Source organism: Mycobacterium sp. 852002-51961_SCH5331710 (assembly GCF_001665535.1).
Taxonomy (GTDB): Bacteria; Actinomycetota; Actinomycetes; order Mycobacteriales; family Mycobacteriaceae; genus Mycobacterium.
Map to the genome: position 1 here is coordinate 1 of NZ_LZSQ01000128.1, position 21,764 is coordinate 21,764.

The window sequence follows — 21,764 nt, forward strand, 5'->3', positions numbered from 1 at the left end:
TGTTTTCAATAGTCTCCGGGTTGCGGCTTGGGCGCCGTCCCCCCCCGCGCCGCGCGCCCGCCGACCGGCACCCCCGCGGTGAGAAACGGGTAGTAGTCGGTGAATTCGCTCAGCGGCATATCCGCCGGCCGGACCCCCGCCAGGTTGAGGAAGCCGGCCAGCGTCCGCTCGACACCGGCCGACCCCTCGGGAACCGACTGCGCGGGGATCGCGGGGTTGGGTTGGGCCGACTGGTCGCCGTCGTAGGTGAAGTAGCCTGCGTTGGGCGAGCCGAGCATGTCGAAGCCCAGATACAGTGCGATGTCGCGGAGTTCGTCCGGGGACAGTCCCTGGACGTACTTCGTCGGCCCGGCCAGCCCATTCTCCTCCGACGCCCAGAACGCGAAGCGCACGGCGTTGGCGATCGGCGGCCCGGATCCGAGCGCCGCCGCGGTCTCGAGCAACGCCGCGATGCCGGTTCCGTCGTCGTTGATCCCCGGGCTCACCGCCGAGCTGTCGAGATGCGCGCCCGCCACCACGACATTGCGGGCATCGCCGGTCTTGGTCTGCGCCACGACGTTTCGGGTCTTCTTCATCACCGGTTTGCGGTCGAGTACCAGTCGCACCGGTGCCATGGTGCGCCGCAACGCGGCGTCGGCCTCGCGACCGATGACCCCGACCGGGACCGTCAGGTCCTGGTAGTAGCCGGGGGTGAACAGGCCGGCGGGGCTGCCGCTGCTGCCCGGCGAGCTGACGACGAGGAGGCCTACAGCACCCTCAGACACCGCCGCGTTCTGTTTGGCGACGACCGAACAGCCGGTGTCGTCGACGATCGCGATCGCACCGCGTACCGACGTTCCGTCGTAGTCGGCGGCGCGGCAGCCCGCGGCCCGCGTCGGCCGCAGCGTGACGGCGTTGAGCCCGCCGGGCGGCGTGGTGATCAGCAGGGACGCCTGGTCGACAGGATATTCGCGCCCGCTGACCCGCATCGACGGGTTGCCGCCCTGGCTGCGGTCCAGCAGTTCGAACTCGGGGGTCTCGACGTCGAAGCCCTTGTCGCGCAGGAACTGTGCGACGTAATCGACTGTCGCGTCGTAACCGGGCGTGCCGTCGGCACGGTTACCACCGTTGGTGTCGGCGATCTCCTGCAGCTTGTGCAGGTGGGTGTACATGCCGTCCGCGGTGACCTTGTCGGCCACCTCCTGCGGCGACGGCGGCGCTGGCTCCGGCGACGAGCAGGACGTCAGGGCCGCGACGACTCCGACCACGACTCCCGCCACACCGACAAAGCGGAAAGATGCCGCCCCCGTTCTCATGAGGCGAGCGGGTGCCGGACACGGAGGTCACGCGTGGGAATTCCGTTCGGGCCGCCCTGGTCTTGGGCGTAGATGCCGACGGCGTAGGCCACCCCGGCGCCGTGGATGCCGAGGGCGGTGCGGTCGATGTGCTCGAGGTTGTCCGACGCCTTGTGGTAGTTGGGGTCGAACGCCTGATCCGCTTCGCCGCCCCACAATTTGGCTTGTTCGGGTGTCATCTTCTCCTCGGCGCCCGAGAAGGTGCCACCGGAGGGGATGCCGGCGAGGGTGAACCCGTCATAGTCGGAGCGGCCGTCGAAGCTGGTGTCCTCCGCCGGTTTCCCCGCTGCGTCGAGGTAGTCCACCAGCGTGCGTTCCAGACCCGCCGACCCCTCGGGCACTCGGCTGATCGCGCCTTCCTCGTCGGGCGGGATCGACTGGTTGCCGTCGTAGGTGAAGTAGCCCGGGTTGGGTGACCCCACCATGTCGAAGTTCAGGTAGAGCGAGATGTCCTTGAGGGCATCGACATCCAGCGACTCCAGATAGTTGTTCGATCCGAACAACCCGACCTCCTCAGCGCCCCAGAACCCGAACCGTACCGCGTTCTGGACGTCGGGGGAACTGCCCAGTTGCAACGCGGACTCCAGAACCGCGGCCACGCCGGATCCGTTGTCGTTGATACCCGGCCCCTCGGGGACGCTGTCCAGATGGGCTCCGGCCATCACGACGTTGTGGGTGTCGCCCGTCTTGGTCTGGGCGATGACGTTGCGCGTGCGTTCCTCGCGCACACCCGCGTTGAGCTTCAGCGATACGTCGCCCGGCTCGGCCCGGAGCCGATCACCCTCGGCCTTGGTGATGCTGACGACCGGGATGGTCACGTCGGTCTCTTCGCCGAGGGTGCCGCCCATCTCGTCGTTGTTCTCGTTGTTGGCGACGATCAGCGCCAACGCGCCGCGTTCGGCGGCCGCCTTCTCCTTCTCCGAGAACTGGCACTTGCCACGGTCGACGAGAACCACCGCACCCTTGACCGGCAGACCGTCGTAGTCCGAGGCCGTGCAGCCCGGCGAGTCTTCGACGCGGGCGAGCACCAGCGGGCCCGACACGCCGCCCGGCGGCGTGCCGATGGTGAAGTTCAGCGGTTTGGCCTTGACCCCGTTGCCGCCGACGGTCAGTGCGGGTTCGTCGGCGAACGGCAGCCGCACTTCGAACTCGGGTGTCTCGACATCGAACCCCTTGTCCCGCAATGCATTCGCAACGTAGTCGACGCTGGCGTCGTAACCCGGTGTGCCGAGCGCGCGGTTGCCGTCGTTGTCGTCGGCGATCTGCTGCAGCCGGACCAGATGCTGGTAGATGGCGTCGGCGGACGTGCGCTGCGCGAGACCTCTGGCGAAGTCCACGGCGGCCGGTGACACCCCCGCCTGCGTCGTGGGCGGTTGCACTGTCGGCTGCGGTTCACTGTCCCTGCCGCAGCCCCCGAGCACGACGACGGCAGCCGAGATCAGGGCGATCGTTTTCGAGGTTCTGGAGGTTTTCGAAACCTTTGATTGGCTCATTGCCCACTACGTTAGCGTCGCCGCACGGCTAGCCCGTCAGCCGCGCGACGATGAGGTCGGCTACGGCCCGCATACCCGCGGCGTTGGGGTGCAGGGGCGCGGGCTTGCCCGGCCTCAGGAAGTCGGTCAGTCCGAAGCGCGTCGTCCACGGTTCGGCGGACCACGCGTGGTGTGCGCGGCTGTGCTCGGCAGCCCGTACCAGCCCGCAACCGGTCGCGGCGGCCGCCTCCGCGGTCAGCCGCTCCAAGGTGTCGGCGATACGGCGTCCGGTTGCGACCTCGGTGTCGGGCAACGGTGGTGCGGGCACACCGGGCGGCGGCAGCAGCGTGAGGTAGTCGACGAACAGCACGGTCGCGTGCGGTGCGCGGGACCGCACGGTTCGGCCGACCTCGACGAGCGACGCGCCGACCTCGGCCAGCGCGTCGTCGCGCGCCCGCGGGTCGAGCTGAGCGCGCAGCACACCGCCCAGCAGCGGCAGGTGGCGCACGATGCGCGGCAGGCCCGCGGCGAACAACATCGGCACATAGCCGACGTCGTTGCCGCCGATGGTCACGGTCACCAGCTCCTCGGAGCCGTCCAGGGCCGAAATCTGCGGCGGCGTGCCGTGTTGCGGTTCGTGCAGCACGTTGGCGGTGGTGGCCCCGGAGTACGTCGCGTCGACGAGGTCGAAGCCCAGCGTCGCAGCGACGAGATGCGCATAGTTGCGCGCCGAGCGGCCGGCGGCCCACGGCGCGCCGTCGGCGCGGGGACCGATTCCCGGTCCCGCCGCCATCGAACTTCCCAGCGCTACATAACGACTCATCGAGTAGGGCTGGACGCCTGCGCCCAGAACCGCTTCGGGATTCGGCCGGCCTGGCGCGCCAGGTGGCCCGCGGTGACGGCGGCCGCCATCGCCGCGGCCATGGTCGGCGGGTCGGCGGCCCGTGTCACGGCGCTGGCCAGAAGAACGGCGTCACAACCCAATTCCATTGCCAGCGAAGCGTCGCTCGCGGTGCCGATACCCGCGTCGAGCACCACGGGAACCGAGGCGGCCTCGACGATCATCTCGATGTTGTGCGGATTGGCGATGCCCAGACCCGTTCCGATCGGCGAGCCCAAGGGCATCACCGCCGCGCACCCCACGTCCTCGAGCCGGCGGGCGAGCACAGGATCGTCGTTGGTGTAGGGCAACACGGTGAAACCGTCGTCGACCAATTGCTCGGCCGCCCTGACCAGTTCGACGGCGTCGGGCAGCAGCGTGCGTTCGTCGGCGATGACCTCCAGCTTCACCCAGTCGGTGTTGAGCGCCTCGCGGGCGAGCTGCGCGGTGAGCACCGCCTCGGCCGCGCCGCGGCAGCCCGCGGTGTTCGGCAGCGGCGTGATGCCCAATCGGTTGAGCAGTTCGAGCACGCCCGTACCGCCGTCGGCGTCGACGCGCCGCATCGCCACGGTCGTCAGCTCGGTGCCCGAGGCGACGAGCGCTTCCTCCAGCACCGCGAGGTTCGCCGCCCCGCCGGTGCCGAGGATGAGCCGGGATCCGAATTCGCGACCGGCGATGGTCAGCTTCGTATCAGCCACCCTGCACCGCCGTCACCACCTCGACGCGGGCGCCGTCGGACAACGCGGTGTCCCACTCCGACTTCGGCAGCACCGACCAGTCCACCGCGACCGCGATGCCCTTCTCCGGAAAGCCGAGACGCTCGAGCAGGGCCGAGACCGTCGTCGCCGCATCCACTTCCACCGCTTCGTCGTTGACGAGAACCTTCACCTGCTTGCTCCAACCGTTACCTCGAGTTCGGCCGCGATCCGTTCGGCCGTCCAGGGCGCGAGGAGAAACCCGTTGCGCCCATGGCCCGCCGCGACCAGTGTGCGCTCGTCGAGGCGTTCGACGAGCGGTAATCCGTCCGGGGTCATCGGTCGCAAGCCCGCGGCGCATTCGGCGAGTTCGTACTCGCCCAGCGCGGGCATCACCGCGCAGGCGTCGTCGAGCAGTTCCCGGACCCCGGTCACCGCGGGTGCGGTGTCGCGGCCGTGCTCGTACTGCGTGGCACCGACGACGACGCCGTCGGCCCGCGGCACGAGGTAGACCTGCCGCCCGTGCACCCGCGCCCGAATGACCCGTTGGGGCACCGGCATGCAGCCGCGACGCCAGCGCAACCGCAGCACCTCACCCTTGACCGGCCGGATCGGCAAATCCGGCCACAGCTTCGGCGCGTCGATGCCGTTGGCGATCACGACGGCGTCCGCCTGCACCGCGGCGAGGTCGGCAACCGGCGGCGCCCACTGCACCCCGAGCCGCTCACACAGTGCGGCCAGCGCCTGCACCACCAGCCGATTGTCAACGGCCAGTTCGGTTTCGGCGCGGAAGCCATGCCGAATGCCCTGGGCGAGCAGCGGTTCGATATCGCGCGCGGACGTCGTCGCCGTCACCGGATGCCCCTGGGCGGCAAGCCACTCCCCGACCGTCTTGAGGTCCGCGGCATCGGCACGGTCGACGGCGACCACCAACGACTCGCGTGCGGTGACAACGTCGTCGGGCAGCCCGTCGAGGAATCCGCCGTGCCACAGGTGCAGTGACTCCAGCCCGAGCTGCAGGAGCTTCTCCTCGCCGGGCCAGCCCTCACTGTGGGGGGCGAGCATGCCGCCGGCGACCCACGACGCGCCGCGGTCGTCGGTGCGGTGCACGCGGACGTCCCAGCCGGCGGTCAGCGCACGCCGCGCGACGGCCAACCCGATGACGCCGCCGCCGATCACGGCCAGGCTTGCTTTGGTCAACTTCCCTCCCTTCGCCGGCATGACCCGGATCAGGTGCGACGGTAAGGGCAGGTGCGCATGCCCACTCTCAGTCCCCGCTCCCGGGACTCCCGCGTTCGTCCACCCACCCTACCCGCCGGGCATCCTGCGAACGACGAGTCGCTAGCGTCGCGGTGTGCACGAACCTCGGGAACGGCTGGCCGGCGCGTCGCTGTACCTGTGCACCGACGCCCGCCGCGAGCGGGGCGACCTCGCGGAGTTCGCCGACGCGGCGCTGGCCGGCGGCGTCGACCTCATCCAGTTGCGGGACAAGGGCTCGCCCGGCGAACAGCGGTTCGGTCCATTGGAGGCGCGTCAGGAGCTCGAGGCGCTCGAGGTGCTCGCCGATGCGGCCCGGCGACACGGGGCGCTGCTGGCCGTGAACGACCGCGCCGATATCGCACTGGCCGCCGGCGCCGACGTGCTCCACCTCGGCCAGGACGACCTTCCGCTGAGGGTGGCGCGCGGCATCGTCGGTGATCGACCGGTGATCGGCCGGTCCACCCACGATGCCGATCAGGTCGCCGCGGCGGTCGACGAGGCCGTCGACTACTTCTGCGTCGGCCCCTGTTGGCCCACGCCCACCAAACCCGGCCGCCCGGCACCGGGCCTCGACCTGGTCCGCCACGCCGCCCAGCTCGGCACGGACAAGCCGTGGTTCGCGATCGGCGGGATCGACGCCGACCGGCTACCTCACGTCGCGGCCGCCGGCGCGCGCCGCATCGTCGTGGTCCGCGCGATCACCGCCGCCGAGGATCCGCAGGCGGCAGCAGCAGCGCTGAAGGCGGCGCTCAGAGCTGCCGGTTGACCAGCAGGGGAATCGAGGCGATCTCGTCGCGCAACTGCTCCCAGCTGGCGGCGAACCCGGGATGCAGGGGCAGCGCCGCGACCTCGTCGACGGCCACCCAGCGCAGCTCGGCGCTCTCGCGATTCGGGACGGTGTTCAGCATCGCGGGGGCATCGGCGATGACCGTGCTGTAGGTCCAGCTGACCCCGTCGCCCGCGACGAGCTTGGTCTGGACCACTTTGCGCACCGTCAGCTGCTCGGCGGGCAGCCCCGCCTCCTCGTGGGCCTCGCGGATTGCGGCCTGCTCGGCCGACTCGTGGCTGTCGCGGGCGCCGCCGGGCAGCCCCCAGGTGTCGCCCTGGTGGCTCCACGCCGCCCGGTGCTGGAGCAGCACGACCGCGGTCCCGTTGTGGCCGGGGGCCCGCAGCAGCAGTCCGGCCGCGCCGTATCTGCCCCAGTAGGCCTGGCCTTGGGAAACCACCCATCCGTCACCGTCGCCATGCACGCCTCAACAATAGGGCCGCCCGGCCTGCCGGAAACTCTTAGACTTCTTTCATACAGTGGGAGCGGTCGTAACGACGAGCCGGAAAGCGATGCTGATGAGGTCCGCGCGCACGTGACTGTGGAGTTGGCGCACCCGTCGACGGAGCCGCTCGCGTCGCGGGCCCCGTCGACACCGGCACACCAGCGCTGGTGGTTTCTGTGGACGACGCCCGGGCGGATCCTGACCATCGGAATCGTGTTGTCGGCGCTCGTCATCGCGAGCGCCTTCGCCACGTCGACCACGATCAACGACCGACAGCAGGCGCTCATGACGGTGCTCAACCACACCGAGCCGCTGTCGTTCGCGGCCGGGCAGCTCTACACGACGTTGTCCGTGGCGGACGCCGCCGCGGCCACGGCGTTCATCGCGGGCGCGGAACCGCGCGACGTCCGGCAGCGCTACGAGCAGGCGATCACGGACGCCTCGGTCGCCGTGACGCGGGCGTCGAGCGGACTCACCGACGAGGATCTGGTGCAGCTGCTCGGGCGGATCAACGCCGAGTTGTCGGTGTACACGGGACTGGTCGAGACCGCCCGCACCAACAACCGCTCGGGCAACCCGGTCGGGTCTTCCTACCTGTCTGAGGCGTCGGCGCTGATGCAGACGCAGATCCTGCCGGGGGCGCAACGGCTCTACGAGGAGACTTCGGCGCGGGTGGACGCCGAGACCAGCGCGTCGACCCGGATTCCCGGACCGGTCATCCTGGTGGTGCTGGCGACGCTGCTGTTCGGGGTGTTCGCCAACCGGTGGCTGGCCCGGCGCACGCGCAGGCGGATCAACGTCGGGTTCGTCGCGGGCGGCCTTGCGGTGCTGACCATGTTGATCTGGGTGGGCACCGCGTTGGTCATCTCGACGTCGGACAGCCGCAGCGCCAAGGACACCGCGGCCGAATCGCTGAAAACCGTGACCAACCTGGCCATCACCGCGCAGCAGGCCCGCGCCGACGAGACGCTGTCGCTGATCCGCCGCGGCGACGAGACCGTGCGCAAGCAGTCGTACTACCAGCGCATCGACATGATGCAACAACAGCTTTCGGACTACCTGGCGCGTGATGACGCCATCGACAAGACCGACCTCGGCGAGGCCGAACAGTTGTTGAAGCGCTGGCGCGCCGCCGACGACCGGATCAACGCCTACATCAGCGTGGGCAATTACCAGGCCGCCACGCAGGTCGCGCTGGGGACCGGGGAGGACGACTCGACGCCGGCGTTCAACAAGCTCGACGAGGCGCTGAGCCAGGGCATCGAAGAGAGCCGCGGTCAACTGCGCAACGACATCGTCAACGCGCATCGGGTGCTGTCGGGCGCGACCGTCGGCGCCGCGGTGCTCAGTGTCGTCGCCGCGATCGCGGTGGCGCTGGGGTTGTGGCCGAGGTTGAGTGAGTACCGGTGATGAGCGCTTGCGCGAAGAACAGAGAGCCTCTGATGAGCGCTTGCGCGAAGAACAGACGGCAGATGAGGAAGCTTCTCGTCACCCTCGCTCTCACCGCGCTCGTGCTTACCGGGTGCGGGCAGGCGGCGTCGGTGACCTCGACGCCCAACGTCACTCTCCCCCCGCCCACCCCTGCCGGTATGGAGGAGGTGCCGCCGCAGCCGGTGCGGCCCCCCGACGACGACACCGAGGACTGCAACCGCACGGCGAGCCTGCGACCGTTCGGCAACCGGGCCCAGGCAGAGGAGGCCGTCGCGAACATCCGCGCGCGCGGGCGCCTGATCGTCGGCCTGGACATCGGCAGCAACCTGTTCTCGTTCCGGGACCCGATCACCGGACAGATCACCGGATTCGATGTCGACATCGCCGGTGAGATCGCCCGCGACATCTTCGGAACGCCGTCGCAGGTGGAGTACCGCATCCTGTCGTCGGCCGACCGCATCGCGGCACTGCAGAACAATCAGGTCGATGTCGTCGTCAAGACGATGACCATCACCTGTGAACGCAAGAAGATGATCGGGTTCTCGACCGCGTATCTGACCGCCAACCAACGCATCCTCGCGCCGCGCGATTCAACGATCCGGCAGGCGTCGGATCTGTCCGGCCGCCGCGTGTGCGTCGCGAAGGGCACGACGTCGCTGGAGCGGATCCGCCAAATCACACCGCCACCGATCATCGTGGGCGTGGTGGCGTGGGCGGACTGCCTGGTGGCGTTGCAGCAGCGTCAGGTCGACGCGGTCAGTACCGACGACTCGATTCTGGCCGGCCTGGTGTCGCAGGATCCGTATCTGCACATCGTCGGCCCGAGCCTGAACGAGGAGCCCTACGGCATCGGGGTCAACCGGCAGAACACCGGCCTGGTGCGGTTCGTCAATGGCACGCTCGAACGGATCCGCCGCGACGGGACCTGGAACACGTTGTACCGCAAGTGGCTCACTGTGCTCGGCCCGGCGCCCGCACCTCCGGTCGCGAGGTATTCCGACTGATGTCTGAGACCACGCTGGACGATTACGACGACGAGGGCCCCGGCACCCAGCCCGCGAGCTTCGACGACATGGGCATGGACTCGGGCTCGACCGTCCGCCCGATGGCCACCGAGGCGGTCTTCCGTCCGCACTTCGACGACGATGACGACGGTTCGGTGGGCACCGGGGACACCGAGCCCCAGGAGCACGCCACCACCACGACGACGAGGGCGCTGTCGCGCACCCGACGCCTCGGCGGCGGCCTGGTCGAGATCCCACGGGTGCGAGCCAAAGATCCGCTCGAAGCGCTGATGACGAATCCCGTTGTCGCGGAGAAGAAGCGGTTCTGCTGGAACTGCGGACGTCCGGTTGGCCGATCGAGCAGCGACAAGCCGGCCCAGTCCGAAGGCTGGTGTCCGCACTGCGGCAGCCCGTATTCGTTCCTGCCCCAACTGAATCCGGGCGACATGGTCGCCGACCAGTACGAGATCAAGGGCTGCATCGCGCACGGCGGGCTCGGCTGGGTTTATCTGGCCTTCGACCACAACGTCAACGAACGACCGGTCGTCCTCAAGGGATTGGTGCATTCCGGCGACGCCGAAGCACAGAAGATCGCGATGGCCGAGCGGCAGTTCCTCGCCGAGGTCACCCATCCCGGGATCGTGAAGATCTACAACTTCGTCGAGCACGCCGACCAACACGGCAACCCGGTCGGCTACATCGTGATGGAGTACGTCGGGGGTACCTCGCTCAAACAGGCCAAGGGCGAGAAGCTGCCGGTGGCCCAGGCCATCGGGTACATGCTCGAAATCCTGCCCGCCCTCGGCTATCTGCACTCGATCGGGTTGACCTACAACGACCTCAAGCCCGAGAACATCATGATCACCGAGGAGCAGCTCAAGCTCATCGACCTCGGCGCGGTGTCGACCATCAACTCGTTCGGGTACCTCTACGGCACTCCCGGATATCAGGCGCCCGAGATCGTGCGCACCGGGCCGACGGTGGCCACCGACATCTACACCGTCGGCCGCACGCTTGCGGCGTTGACGCTCAAACTGCGCACACGCAAGGGCCGGTACGTCGACGGATTGCCCGAAGACGATCCGGTGCTGGCCGAGTACGACTCGTTCGCCCGGGCGTTGCGTCGGGCGATCGATCCGGATCCGCGGCGGCGGTTCGGCAGCGCCGACGAGATGTCGGGACAGCTGCTCGGCGTGTTGCGCGAGGTGGTGGCCAAGGACACCGGTTCGCCCAAACCCGGTCTGTCGACCGTCTTTTCACCGACCCGGTCCACATTCGGCATCGATCTGCTGGTCGCACACACCGACGTCTATCTGGACGGGCAGGTGCACTCCGAGCGCCTGACCGCGCAGGAGATCGTCAGGGCGCTGCCCGTCCCGCTGGTGGACCCGACCGACGTCGGCGCGACGGTGTTGTCTGCCAGCGTGGTGAGCCAGCCCGTGCAGACGCTCGACCAGTTGCGTGCGGCCAGGCACGGCGCGTTGGACTCCGAGGGCATCGACCTGTCGGACTCGGTCGAACTTCCGTTGATGGAGGTGCGCGCGCTGCTGGACCTCGGCGACGTCGCCAAGGCCACCCGCAAACTCGACGACCTCGCCGAGCGGGTGGGCTGGCCGTGGCGGCTGGTCTGGTTCAAGGCCGTCGCCGAGCTGTTGACTGCCGACTATGACTCCGCGACAAAGCATTTCACCGAGGTGCTGGACACCCTGCCGGGCGAACTGGCGCCGAAGCTGGCCCTGGCGGCCACCGCCGAGCTGGCCGGAACCCAGGACGCGGGCAAGTTCTACAACACCGTGTGGTCCACCGACAACGGTGTGATCTCCGCGGGGTTCGGGCTGGCGCGCGCGCAGTCGGCCGCCGGTGAACGCAACGAAGCGGTGAAGACGCTCGACAAGGTGCCTGCGATGTCGCGTCATTTCACCACGGCGAGGTTGACCAGCGCCGTCACGCTGCTGTCCGGCCGCTCGTCGAGCGAGATCACCGAACAGCAGATCCGGGACGCCGCGCGGCGCGTCGAGGCGCTGCCCGATACCGAGCCGCGGGTGTTGCAGATCCGCGCGCTGGTGCTGGGAACCGCGATGGACTGGCTGGCCGACAACACCGCGAGCACCAACCACATCCTCGGCTTCCCATTCACCGAGCACGGGTTGCAGCTGGGCGTGGAGGCCTCGCTGCGCGCCCTAGCGCGGGTGGCGCCGACGCAGGCCCACCGTTACGCGCTCGTCGACCTCGCCAACAGCGTCCGCCCGACGAGCACGTTCTGACGGTCAGGCGACGCTCGCGCTCGCGATCTCGTCGCTCAGCGGGGCGATGGCGGCGAGAATCTCGCCTACCGTGCCCGAGGGCACCCCGGCCGCGGCGAGGCTGTCCGCCAGGTGGCCGGCGACGAGGTTGAAGTGATGCATGGTGATCCCGCGGCCCTGATGAACCTGGCGCATCGGGGCGCCCGTGTAGGGGTCGGGCCCTCCCAGGGCGGCGGCGAAGAACTCGACCTGCCGACCCTTGAGCCGCGACATGTTCGTGCCCGTGAAGAATCCGGCCAGCTCGTCGTCGGCCAGCACGCGGCCGTAGAAGTCCTCGACGACCACTTCGAGTGCTTCACGACCGCCGATCTGTTCGTAGATGCTCGGCATGGGTGTCCCTTCGTCACACGGATAAGCACACTCAAGACGACGGGCATTGCATCCTGATTTCGGCCGGTTGCCGGCCGGGCAAATTCCTCCTCACAGCCGCCACCCGGGGGGCGTATGAACCTACGAAATCAGTCGCGGTGTCAGCAAACTACCTAGCTCGGCAGGGGCTTTTTACAGGATCTGCCCATGTCGTAAGACTCAATGGTCAAGGCGCGGATTTCGTAGTAATCTGCATCACAGGTTGAGGTCACAGCCAACTGCAGAGGTCATCGGGGAAGCATTCCCGAGTGCGGCTGAGGTTTGGTTAGGCGCCGCTGACGGCATCCGCGGTTTCAATTGCATCTCGACAACAGGAGTGCACCGTGTCCGCTGTAGGAACCTGTCGGGTCTTCCGACCCGACCCCCGGTCCTTCGATCAGTGTGAACACCACCACCGCGCCAGCTTCACCGCGTCCCACCGGCATGGTTCGACGGTCCTCGTGACCGTCGATGGCGAGATCGATGCCACCAACAGCCGGGCGTTGGCGACCTACGTGGAGGGTCAGGTCGCGGGCACGCGGCGGCTGGTGATCGATCTGCGGCTCGTCGATTTCTTCGGCACCGCGGGCTTCGCCGCGTTGCACTACATCAACGTCATCTGTGGCCGCAACGGCATCGACTGGCAAGTGCGCTGCGGCAGGCAGGTGCGCCGGCTGCTGGCGATCTGTGATTCGGCCGAGGAGTTGCCGCTCGAGAATCCGCGCTCAGTGCTCGACGAGGTGCGTGCAGGCGCGGGCGATCGCGAGCTCCTCATCAGTGGGAACAACTAGCACCGTCGTCCGCGAGCTGTCGGTCGATATCCGCCGGGCCGTCTTCTCGGGGCTGGCGTTGCGGGCCTCGTCGAGCTCTATCCCCAGCGGCGCCATTCCACTCAGTGCGTCGCGCCGCACCGCGGCGTCGTTCTCCCCCACCCCGGCGGTGAAGGTGATGACGTCGGTGGTGCCGAGCAGCGCCAGGTAGGCGCCGACGTACTTGCGCAGCCGGTGGATGTAGACGTCGTAGGCCAGTTGCGCAGAAGCGTCCCCGTCGTCGATGCACTGGTGGAGCACCCGGAAGTCGACCTCGCCGCCGAGCCCACGGACCCCGGAGCGGCGGTTGAGCATCTCCTCGATGTCCTCGACGCTCATGTCGGCCGTGCGCCAGAGGTAGAACAGCACCCCGGGATCGATGTCGCCGGAACGGGTTCCCATCACCAGGCCCTCCATCGGCGTCAGGCCCATGGAGGTGTCTACCGGGCGGCCACCGACGATGGCCGAGGCGGACGCACCGTTGCCCAGGTGCAGCACGATTTGGCGCAGCGACTCGAGGGGCGCCCCGACGAACTCGGCGGCCTGTTGGCTGACGTACTCGTGCGAGGTGCCGTGGAAGCCGTAGCGGCGGATATGCCACTGCTCGGCGATGTCGTGGTCGATCGCGTAGGTCGATGCGGCCGCGGGCAGGTCGTGAAAGAACGCGGTGTCGAAGACCGCGACGTGGGGCAGGTCGGGCAGCGCCTTGCAGGCCTCCTCGATTCCGAGCAGCGCTGGCGGATTGTGCAGCGGCGCAAGGGGTGAGAGCTCGTCAATCCGGGCGACCAGGGCGTCGTCGACGAGAGTCGGCTCGTAGATGTCCGGGCCGCCGTGCACGACGCGGTGCCCGACGGCGATGAGGTCGAGTTCGTCGAGACGCTTGCCCGCCTCGGCCATCTGGTCGAACGCCGACTGCAGGGCCTCCGCGTGATCGCGTACCTGCCCCTCGCCGATGCGTTCGACGATGCCGTCCACCACCATCGTCTCCGAATCCGGTTCGATGACAGCGAATTTCAGCGACGAAGAGCCTGAGTTGAGGACCAGGACGCTGCGGGCCATCAGAGGGTCTGCGCCTGGATCGCGGTGATCGCCACCGTGTTGACGATGTCCTCGACCAGCGCCCCGCGGGAGAGGTCGTTGACGGGTTTCTTCAGGCCTTGCAGTACCGGTCCGATCGCGATGGCACCCGCGCTGCGCTGCACGGCCTTGTATGTGTTGTTCCCGGTGTTGAGGTCGGGAAAGATCAGCACCGTGGCGCGACCGGCCACCTTCGAGTCGGGCCGTTTCGACTTGGCGACGGACGGATCAACTGCGGCGTCGTACTGGATGGGCCCGTCGACCAGCAGGTCGGGCTCGCGTTGCGTGACCAATTCCGTTGCCTCCCGGACCTTCTCGACGTCGGCACCCGTTCCGCTGGTGCCCGTCGAATAGGAGAGCATCGCGACGCGGGGTTCGATGTCGAAGCTGGCGGCGGTACGCGCCGAGGAGATCGCGATGTCCGCCAGTTGTTCGGCGGTGGGATCTGGCACGATCGCGCAGTCGCCGTAGGCCAGCACCCGGTCGGCGAGGCACATCAGGAAGATGCTGGACACTGTGGAGACGTCCGGCAGCGTCCTTATGATCTCGAAGGCGGGCCGAACAGTGTGCGCGGTGGTGTGTCGGGCGCCGGAGACCATGCCGTCGACGAGGTCATTGTGCACGAGCATGGTGCCGAAGTAGGAGACGTCGTGGATGATCTCGCGGGCCTGATCGACGGTGACGCTCTTGTGCTTGCGCATCTCGGCGTACTGTTCGGCGAACTTGTCGCACAGGTCGCTGGTCTGCGGGTCCAGGACGGTCGCATCGGAGATATCGACGCCCAATTCCGCTGCGCGCGCGCGGATCGCGGGCTCCTCGCCGAGGATGGTCAGCTCGGCGACGCCTCGGTACAGTAGCCGACCGGCCGCGGTCAGGATGCGGTCGTCGTCGCCCTCGGGCAGCACGATGTGCTTGCGGTCCGAGCGCGCCCAGTCCAGCAGCTTGTAGGTGAACATCTGGGGTGTGACGACCTCGGGGATCGGGATCGCCAGCTGCGCAAGCAGATCGGCAACGTCGACATGGGCTTCCATGAGGGCGATGGCGGCGTCGATCTTGCGAACGGAGGTCGCCGTCACGCGGCCGCGCGCGGACGCCACCCGGCTGGCCGTTTCGAATGTGCGGAATCTGGTGGCGATGATCGGCAGCCGCAGCCCGAGGCCGGCCACCAGCGCAGCGATCGAGGGGTGCAGTTCGAGTCCGCCGTTGAGGATGATGCACGACAGCGACGGAAAGCCCTCGGCGGCATGGGCGCTCGCCAGCGCGAGCACGACGTCGGATCGGTCGCCTGCTGCGATGACGGCTACGCCCTCGCTGAGCCGTTCGAGTACGCGTTCGGCCGTCATACCCGCGACCATGAGGTCCATGGCCTCGCGGGACAGCAGCGCCGGGTCACCGCTGATCAACGTGCCCTCGACGGCGTCCTGCAGTTCGGCGACCGACGCGGCGACCAGCAGCGGTTCCTCGGGCAGGGCGTAACACTTCGGTTCAAAACCTTTCAGCGCGTCGAGCACCGCGGAGAGTTGGGCGGGGTCGCAGCGGTTGGCGACGACCGCCGCGGTGTACGCGTGCTGGGCGGCGATCTCGCTGAGGCAGATGTCGACGATCTGCGCGACGTGCTCGGGGCTGCGGTCTTTGGCCTTGATCGCCAACACGACGGGGGCGCCGAGGTTGGCCGCGATCCGGGCGTTTGTCGACAGCTCGCTGGGCGCGGCGACATCGGTGTAGTCGCTGCCGACGATCAGCACCGCATCGCACTGATCGGCCACCCGGTGGTAGCGGTCGACGATCTCGGCCAGGGCGCCGTCGGGGTCCTCGTGCAATTGTTCGTAGCCGACGCCGACGCACTCGTCGTAGGACAGGCCGGCCGTCGTGTGGGTCAGCAGCAGCTCGAGGATGTAGTCACTGTCCTCGCCGAGCCGGGTGATCGGCCGGAAAACGCCGACCTTGGCCACGGTAGCCGTCAATCGGTGCAGGATGCCCAGCGCGATCGTGGACTTGCCGGTGTCCCCTTCGGGGGAGGCGACGTAGATGGCGGATGAGCGCTCGCGCGAAGACCCTGAGTTTGATGAGCGCTCGCGGCCGGAAGAAATGTTCACTCGCTTGCGACTCCCTAGGTGCTGAATGACGCGTTCCCGACGTCAGTGCCTTACTGGTTCACGCCGAAACCTGCCCACGCGACGTTAGCGGAACTTCTTCCGTGGGCGCGCCGCGATAGGAGTAGACGATCTCGATCACTCACTCAGAAGCGAGCTCGACCGCCGGATCTTTCATGTAAGTGGGAGGGTCGACGCCGAAGAGTCGAAGAACCGTGGGTGCCACGGCCGTGAGCGGTATCTTTTCCCCGCGCTTGTGAGGTGTGGAGCATTGCACCCAGAAGCAGCCATCAGGATGGTGGCGGCCACTACGGATGGTGTGTATTCGATAAAACAGGTCGTCGAATGGCACGTGCTCACCGTTCGGCAGAGTAATCACCCGTAGGTCGGGGGACCATTCGTTGATCGCACATCCAACCTTGACTCTCAACGGGTCAGCCTGCTCGAACCGGAACAGCGGTTGTTCGCCCACCCGAGAGCCCGCCAACCGGGTCATGCCCTCGTCGGCCGCTGCCTGATCGGAGAACGACAGCAAGAACTCCTCGGCCATCACGGGCGCGATCGAGGCGCGGGACGGATCCAAGTCCATGACTCTGAGCAGCCGGTCGAAATCCTTCGGCCGGTAGGTGCATTTGGTTGTGTCCCATGGCTTCTGGCTCAGTGCGGTGGCGAAGATCAACCGGTCGTTCGGGAAGTCGACCAGGAAGCGTCCGATGAGCTGGTCGTAATTGCGGTAGCCGGCGAGCACGGCATCGGCCAGGGAAGGGTGGTCCTCGGGCGGTGGCGGCGCCGAAAAACTCCCGGGCCGGAAATTCCGCCAGAAATAGTGCTGGAAGTGGGCGGTCGAATTGGAGAAGAACGTCGCGTAGGCAACCTCGTGGGTGCGCACGAGATTGCGAAATACGTCGTACGAAATAGCGTCCAGGACAATGGATCGCCGCCACTTGAGCCCTGGGTCTCGGCGCTCGGCGACGAGCTGTCGCACCGTCGAGACGCCGGTGGCCGGCGTCAGACCGTGGGTGGCCAAGTAGCCCAGGAATGGCACCGCCGCCCGCTTGTCCAATCTGTTCGCGGAGTTCTCCTGCACAGCCGAAACCACGAAATCGGTGAACGCCTTCAATCGGGCGGGATGGGGAGTCGCACCCGGGTTCCAAGGGTCAGGAACCACAAAACCGTCCAAAGGCCCGTAGTCCATATTCATGGAGCCGAACACACCGACTTTGAATCCGGCATCAGCCAGCTCACGCGCGATTCCTCGACCGTTGAGTCGATGAGCCTCTCCGAGATGCTGGATACCGTGGTCCCGGTCTGCGATGCCGCTGTGCAGGGTGGGCCATTGTGTCCACGGCTCGAGGTTGATCTCGTCAGAGGCATCGGTGATGAAAACCGCGGACGAATCGCGCAGCCGCCGAAAGTTCGGCAACTCTCCCGCACTGATGAACTCGTCTATCAGCATCGGACTCAACTCGTTGAATTCGATCTGAATCGTCCGACGCATCGGCAGTCCCCCGCTCCACCAAAATCGCCGTCAAGATATCACGAGATCGCGACCTTCTGGCAAATTACAGCGTCGGGTCGGTCACCGAGGCTGAGCTGGCGGTGCGGAGGATTCCGGTGGTTCTGGCGAAGAACCGGCCGTTGCATCGGCCCGCGGGCGTCTCCTCAGCAGTGCGACTAACGCGCCCGCTATGAGGGCGAGAATCACAAGCACGCCGGCGCCCAGCACCGCCCACTCGTACCAGTCACGTGTGTTCGATTGCTGGGTGGCCGAATCCGAGTCCACCGCTCCGGCCCCCTCCATCACCGGCCCGTCGGCACGTACGGTCAGCTCGCGGGGAACCAGTTGCTGACCGACCACCAGCACGTCGCCGCTCAGATCTCTCCAACCTCTGGGCAGGCCTGCGAGGTAGTCGAAGAGCGGGTTGGCCAGAGTCCACGGACCCGACGCGGTGAGCAGCACGATCGTTCGATTGTTTTGGGCATAAGTCTGAAGGGCCGCCAGCCCGGTAGGTATGTCGATGACGGCTGAAGAGGGCATATCCACAACGGACATACCGCCCCGAGGGGCTATCGGCGGATCGAGATCGTTCTCCTCCACCGTCTGTGCACTGCCGATGATCAGCGCGCTGGTATCGCTCGATGCGGCGTCCTCGATGCTGACCACCTCGGGTCTCAACGCCGTCGAAGTGAGTCGCTGGATGAGCCCGATGATCCGTGCCGCGTGGGCAAGTTGGTCGGGATCGCTGTCATCGAGTGCTACCTGGAACCGAGGGACGAATCCCTGTGGGAGCGCCGCGAATCCACCCATCGCCACGGTGCCACCGGGCCGGACAGTTGCGGTTGACTTCGGATCTATCTCGAAGTTCATCGGCAAGGTGAACGGATTGCAACCAGGGCCCGGCTCGTATCGGACCGTCACCGTCAGGTCCTGGTCCCGGGCTGCGACGTCGGCGGGGATCGAGAAGCGGCTGTCCACTCGTCCGGAAGAGTCGAGACGAGCGGTGACCAGCACGAGGTCGCCGGCGGTGACGACCATCGTCCCCTTTTCCTTCTCGTCGACCGGCGTGTAGTTCGCCAACAGGCGGACATCGACCGCGCCCAATCGGTTGGCTCTGGACAGTGCGGGGCTGATGTTCATGAAGATGTAGGACTCGCCCAGCACCGCCGTGTTGCCACCGATGCGAAGCTGCTCGAATGTCGATGTCCTGGGCGCTTGCCCGTCCGTTGCGATATCAGTGGATTCGATCGTGGCAACGTCGGTCTGGGCCAACTTCTGGAGTCCGTCCCGGAACAGGCCGGCCTGCTGCACGAGGTTCTCACCCTGCCCGGAGATCAGAAGATAGGGCGCACCGGCGTCCGTGATCAGCCTTACGCTTGGCTTCGGCTCGTCGACGTCCCGGATGACGATTGATCGCACCGACGGATCTCGTTCCGGTGGCGGTCCCGCCTCCGTCCGGGGCAGGGGGCGTACGTTCACCGGTACGGTCGCGGGCTGGTAGTACCTGGACACTGCGGCGACGAGGTTCAGCGTCGCGGACTTCTCGGCGTCCGTCGGTGCGGGATCGACGTAGAGGTCGACAACCGGCGCGATGACCGGGAGGAACTCCTCGATCGTCGTGGGAGGTTGCTGCGCGCCGGCGAAAGCTGCGCTCAAGTCGCTCATGACCAGCGTGGGCAGCGGATCGCATACCTCGTCGTCGTTCACGCGTAAGACCAGGTTCAATTGGATCTCGCCGTGGATGACAGGAACCGCACCGATGTCGAAGCTGAACGGCACCGGCGGCTGGCCGGGAGGCACGAGCGGTATCGGAACCGAGCCTACAAACCGTCCGTCTTGTGTCTGGGCTTCGATAACGCCTGAGGGAACGTTGTTGACGGCCCCGATGACACCCGAAAGCGCGGTCGGCACAAGGCCCTGCGGTACTGGTATCGACAGTTTCTGCGTCATGTCGTGGCCGACGAAGGACAACTGCTGGTTGATGCCGAGTTGCTGCCAGCCGAACGTGGTGACCACCGGCGCCGAAGCGTCGTCAGCAGGTTGACCAGTCGCGACGCCCGTGCCCAGCATCTGCATGGCAGCCACGCATCCGATCGCGACGAGCGATGACGCTATACGCCGTATCAAGACGTACCTTCCTACGCAGACCGGGCGAACGCCACATGCTCGACGAATGGCACCCCCGCACACCTTTGAGTCGACTGATAGTAGCGCTAACGACAATTACGGGCAGCAGATCGAAGCTGTATCGAAGTCGATCTTCGGGCCAATCGCATTAGTGCCGTCATGTCGTGCCGCAAGCCGGTCAACCATCGTTGGTGATCCACGCCCGCCATGCGCTGCCGACAGCGCTGGCAAGGTCATGGCGGGACTGCCATCCGAGCTCGGAACGGATCTTCGCGGGGTCGGCCACCACGTCCGGTGGATCGCCAGGTCGACGCTCGATGACGTCGCACTCGAAGTCGATCCCGGTAGCCTGCCGCACCGCAGCCATGATCTCGAAGACGCTTGTGCCTCTGCCGGTACCGATGTTGTAGACGGCGGACAAATCGCCGACGGTCATTCGGTTCAGCACCGCGGCATGAGCCTCTGCGACGTCGTCGACATGAACGTAGTCGCGAACGCACGAGCCGTCCGGCGTTGGATAGTCGGCGCCGTATACCTTGGGATTGACGCCCGAACTGATCGCCCGAAAGACCCTCGGTATCAGGTTGTTCTCCCCGCGGTCGGCCAGCTCTGGCGCGGCGGAACCGGCGACGTTGAAGTAGCGCAGCGCCGACCAGCTGATTCCGTGCGCGGCTGCAACATCGGAGAGCATCTGTTCACCGATCAGTTTCGTCCACCCATAGGGCGATGAAGGAACAGTCGGAGTGGCCTCGTTGACCGGACTCCTGGCCTGCTCTCCGTAGACCGCCGCGCTTGACGAGAACAAGAAGCAGCGTGTCCCCGCGCTGACCATCGCCTCGAGCAGATTCTGCATCCCGGTGACGTTCTGGCGGTAATAGAAGAGCGGGTCGGCGACCGACTCGTCTACAGCCTTCTTCGCTGCAATGTGTACGACCGCCTCCGCGCGAAAGGCGCGCAGCGACGACTCGACGAACGCAGTGTCGAGCACGGAGCCTTCGTAAAGAGGCGTGTCGGGCGCCAGACGACCACGACTCCCAGTGGAGAGGTCGTCGATCACCCCGACGTCGTGACCACTCAACGCCCTGACGACGTGCGCTCCGATGTAACCTGCCCCGCCCGTGACGAGCACTCTCACCGCATACTCCAAAATCGTGTTCCGTGCTCGGACGAACGTCGGCGACGATCGAGCGAGGCCGCGAGGGCACCGGTACCGAACCCGTGCAGATCCAATCAATTGGACTGAATCGCTGCTGCCATTCTGGCGGAATAAGCAATGGGCATGGTGCCTGTCAACAGCGATGTTAATGTCGCGAGGTGACGCTCAAGCACGTGATTTATCGCGCGCTCGATCGTGGACCCGGCCGATCACTGATTGGGGTCGTGGCCAACCGACGGGCAAAACTCGCCGGCCAACAGGCACGGTTCGTCTATGACCGCCCCTCTGGCCTCTGGTCCAAGTACACGCCGGGTGGCGTCATGCCACTACCCGAGCGGCTCCAGGGGATGGGTATCGAAGAGTGCGAGGCCTTCACCAAGGATGTCTTCCTGCCTCACTACACCGTGAAGCCCGGCGACGTTGTACTCGACATCGGGGCGGGCATCGGGTCAGAGTCGCTGCCCTTCTCGCGGTGGGTCGGACCAGCGGGCAAAGTCATTGCCATCGAGGCGCATCCCGCCACGTTCGCGACTCTGAAACGCGCGTGTCTGTTGAACGGAGCAGACAATGTGGCGCTACTCAACGTCGCAGTGATGGATTCCGCCACACCTGTCATGATCAGCAACCTCCCAACCGAACTCAGCTATGAGAACAGGATCGGGTCGGAGGGACTTCAAATCGCTGCGATGACGCTTACCGAAGTGATCCGCAAATACGACCTGGACCGGATCGACTTCCTCAAAATGAACATCGAAGGTGCGGAATTACCTGCGCTGCAGGGCGCTTCGGAGGTTCTACCGCTGGTTCGCAACGCAGCGATCGGCTGCCACGATTTTCTGGCACAGGAAACCGGCGACGACGCGTACCGGACGAAGGCAGCTGTGTACGAATTGTTGGTGGATGCGGGATTCACTGTACGAAGGCGGGAGAATGACCCCCGGCCGTGGGCAAGGGATTACTTGTTTGCTTACCGCTGATCAGCAACTCGCGGAACGACTTCCGCGAT

The 21,764-nt window shown here is 66.8% G+C and carries 19 protein-coding genes; 6 read left to right on the forward strand and 13 right to left on the reverse strand.

The window, feature by feature from the left end:
• Positions 1-5: 5 nt before the first annotated feature.
• Genes A5752_RS25165 through thiO form a run of 6 tightly spaced genes read right to left on the reverse strand, consistent with a single transcriptional unit; the run spans position 6 to position 5,602 of the window.
• Positions 6-1,295, reverse strand: a complete 1,290-nt coding sequence (locus A5752_RS25165) for a M28 family peptidase (protein ID WP_082964062.1) — start codon at positions 1,293-1,295, stop codon at positions 6-8.
• A complete protein-coding gene (locus tag A5752_RS25170) occupies positions 1,292-2,827 on the reverse strand; it encodes a M28 family metallopeptidase (RefSeq protein WP_067091764.1) in 1,536 nt (511 codons plus the stop codon). Before A5752_RS25170 ends, A5752_RS25165 begins: the two co-directional genes overlap by 4 nt.
• 28 nt (positions 2,828-2,855) lie before the next feature.
• Positions 2,856-3,629, reverse strand: coding sequence for an SGNH/GDSL hydrolase family protein (locus tag A5752_RS25175; RefSeq protein ID WP_067091766.1), 774 nt, complete (start codon positions 3,627-3,629; stop codon positions 2,856-2,858).
• Positions 3,626-4,384, reverse strand: a complete 759-nt coding sequence (locus tag A5752_RS25180) for a thiazole synthase (protein ID WP_067091768.1) — start codon at positions 4,382-4,384, stop codon at positions 3,626-3,628. The genes A5752_RS25175 and A5752_RS25180 overlap by 4 nt, the downstream gene beginning before the upstream one ends.
• The gene (gene thiS / locus A5752_RS25185; RefSeq protein WP_067091770.1) at positions 4,377-4,574 is read right to left on the reverse strand and encodes a sulfur carrier protein ThiS; all 198 of its coding nucleotides are present in this window, start codon (positions 4,572-4,574) and stop codon (positions 4,377-4,379) included. Before thiS ends, A5752_RS25180 begins: the two co-directional genes overlap by 8 nt.
• Complete coding sequence (thiO, locus tag A5752_RS25190) at positions 4,571-5,602, reverse strand: glycine oxidase ThiO (RefSeq protein WP_197500731.1); 1,032 nt, start codon at positions 5,600-5,602, stop codon at positions 4,571-4,573. The genes thiS and thiO overlap by 4 nt, the downstream gene beginning before the upstream one ends.
• A 133-nt stretch (positions 5,603-5,735) precedes the next feature.
• On the opposite strand from thiO, the gene thiE reads away from it, so the two are divergent.
• Positions 5,736-6,407, forward strand: a complete 672-nt coding sequence (thiE, locus tag A5752_RS25195) for a thiamine phosphate synthase (protein ID WP_067091772.1) — start codon at positions 5,736-5,738, stop codon at positions 6,405-6,407.
• Here thiE and A5752_RS25200 read toward each other — a convergent pair.
• The gene (locus A5752_RS25200; protein WP_067091774.1) at positions 6,391-6,891 is read right to left on the reverse strand and encodes an NUDIX hydrolase; all 501 of its coding nucleotides are present in this window, start codon (positions 6,889-6,891) and stop codon (positions 6,391-6,393) included. The two genes, thiE and A5752_RS25200, sit on opposite strands and share 17 nt — an antisense overlap.
• Before the next feature lie 111 nt (positions 6,892-7,002).
• Between A5752_RS25200 and glnX the strand changes: the two genes are divergently transcribed.
• The 3 genes from glnX to A5752_RS25215 all read left to right on the forward strand — a co-directional run bounded on the left by glnX (position 7,003) and on the right by A5752_RS25215 (position 11,611).
• The gene (gene glnX / locus A5752_RS25205; protein ID WP_067091776.1) at positions 7,003-8,322 is read left to right on the forward strand and encodes a protein kinase G-activating protein GlnX; all 1,320 of its coding nucleotides are present in this window, start codon (positions 7,003-7,005) and stop codon (positions 8,320-8,322) included.
• A gap of 62 nt (positions 8,323-8,384) precedes the next feature.
• The gene (locus tag A5752_RS25210) at positions 8,385-9,347 is read left to right on the forward strand and encodes a glutamate ABC transporter substrate-binding protein (RefSeq protein ID WP_067091778.1); all 963 of its coding nucleotides are present in this window, start codon (positions 8,385-8,387) and stop codon (positions 9,345-9,347) included.
• Positions 9,347-11,611: a serine/threonine-protein kinase PknG gene (locus A5752_RS25215; protein ID WP_067091780.1), complete on the forward strand. Its 2,265-nt coding sequence runs from the start codon at positions 9,347-9,349 to the stop codon at positions 11,609-11,611. Before A5752_RS25210 ends, A5752_RS25215 begins: the two co-directional genes overlap by 1 nt.
• 3 nt (positions 11,612-11,614) lie before the next feature.
• Here A5752_RS25215 and A5752_RS25220 read toward each other — a convergent pair whose 3' ends face one another.
• Positions 11,615-11,980 carry a group I truncated hemoglobin gene (locus A5752_RS25220; RefSeq protein ID WP_067091782.1) on the reverse strand — a complete coding sequence of 122 codons (366 nt, stop codon included), beginning with the start codon at positions 11,978-11,980 and terminating at the stop codon, positions 11,615-11,617.
• A gap of 362 nt (positions 11,981-12,342) precedes the next feature.
• Between A5752_RS25220 and A5752_RS25225 the strand changes: the two genes are divergently transcribed.
• A complete protein-coding gene (locus tag A5752_RS25225; RefSeq protein ID WP_067091784.1) occupies positions 12,343-12,789 on the forward strand; it encodes an STAS domain-containing protein in 447 nt (148 codons plus the stop codon).
• On the opposite strand, the gene A5752_RS25230 is transcribed toward A5752_RS25225, so the two are convergent.
• The 5 genes from A5752_RS25230 to galE all read right to left on the reverse strand — a co-directional run bounded on the left by A5752_RS25230 (position 12,724) and on the right by galE (position 20,737).
• A complete protein-coding gene (locus A5752_RS25230) occupies positions 12,724-13,866 on the reverse strand; it encodes an acetate kinase (protein WP_067091787.1) in 1,143 nt (380 codons plus the stop codon). The two genes, A5752_RS25225 and A5752_RS25230, sit on opposite strands and share 66 nt — an antisense overlap.
• Positions 13,866-15,974, reverse strand: coding sequence for a phosphate acetyltransferase (pta, locus tag A5752_RS25235; protein ID WP_067091951.1), 2,109 nt, complete (start codon positions 15,972-15,974; stop codon positions 13,866-13,868). The genes A5752_RS25230 and pta overlap by 1 nt, the downstream gene beginning before the upstream one ends.
• A gap of 145 nt (positions 15,975-16,119) precedes the next feature.
• Positions 16,120-17,475 (reverse strand): hypothetical protein, encoded by a 1,356-nt coding sequence (locus tag A5752_RS25240; protein ID WP_067091788.1) that lies wholly within the window; start codon positions 17,473-17,475, stop codon positions 16,120-16,122.
• 81 nt (positions 17,476-17,556) lie between these two features.
• A complete protein-coding gene (locus A5752_RS25245; RefSeq protein ID WP_156614164.1) occupies positions 17,557-19,560 on the reverse strand; it encodes a hypothetical protein in 2,004 nt (667 codons plus the stop codon).
• 220 nt (positions 19,561-19,780) lie between these two features.
• Complete coding sequence (galE, locus tag A5752_RS25250) at positions 19,781-20,737, reverse strand: UDP-glucose 4-epimerase GalE (protein ID WP_067091953.1); 957 nt, start codon at positions 20,735-20,737, stop codon at positions 19,781-19,783.
• 179 nt (positions 20,738-20,916) lie between these two features.
• On the opposite strand from galE, the gene A5752_RS25255 reads away from it, so the two are divergent.
• On the forward strand, positions 20,917-21,735 hold the full coding sequence (locus A5752_RS25255) for an FkbM family methyltransferase (RefSeq protein WP_067091792.1): 819 nt from the start codon (positions 20,917-20,919) through the stop codon (positions 21,733-21,735).
• Positions 21,736-21,764 lie beyond the last annotated feature (29 nt).

Bases quoted from the DNA above. Each gene is read 5' to 3' on its own strand.
- A5752_RS25175 (WP_067091766.1), bottom strand. From the start codon at position 3,629: ATGAGTCGTTATGTAGCGCTGGGAAGTTCGATGGCGGCGGGACCGGGA.
- A5752_RS25170 (WP_067091764.1), bottom strand. From the start codon at position 2,827: ATGAGCCAATCAAAGGTTTCGAAAACCTCCAGAACCTCGAAAACGATC.
- A5752_RS25210 (WP_067091778.1), top strand. From the start codon at position 8,385: ATGAGGAAGCTTCTCGTCACCCTCGCTCTCACCGCGCTCGTGCTTACC.
- A5752_RS25215 (WP_067091780.1), top strand. From the start codon at position 9,347: ATGTCTGAGACCACGCTGGACGATTACGACGACGAGGGCCCCGGCACC.
- A5752_RS25240 (WP_067091788.1), bottom strand. From the start codon at position 17,475: ATGCGTCGGACGATTCAGATCGAATTCAACGAGTTGAGTCCGATGCTG.
- A5752_RS25230 (WP_067091787.1), bottom strand. From the start codon at position 13,866: ATGGCCCGCAGCGTCCTGGTCCTCAACTCAGGCTCTTCGTCGCTGAAA.
- A5752_RS25220 (WP_067091782.1), bottom strand. From the start codon at position 11,980: ATGCCGAGCATCTACGAACAGATCGGCGGTCGTGAAGCACTCGAAGTG.
- A5752_RS25165 (WP_082964062.1), bottom strand. From the start codon at position 1,295: ATGAGAACGGGGGCGGCATCTTTCCGCTTTGTCGGTGTGGCGGGAGTC.
- thiO (WP_197500731.1), bottom strand. From the start codon at position 5,602: ATGCCGGCGAAGGGAGGGAAGTTGACCAAAGCAAGCCTGGCCGTGATC.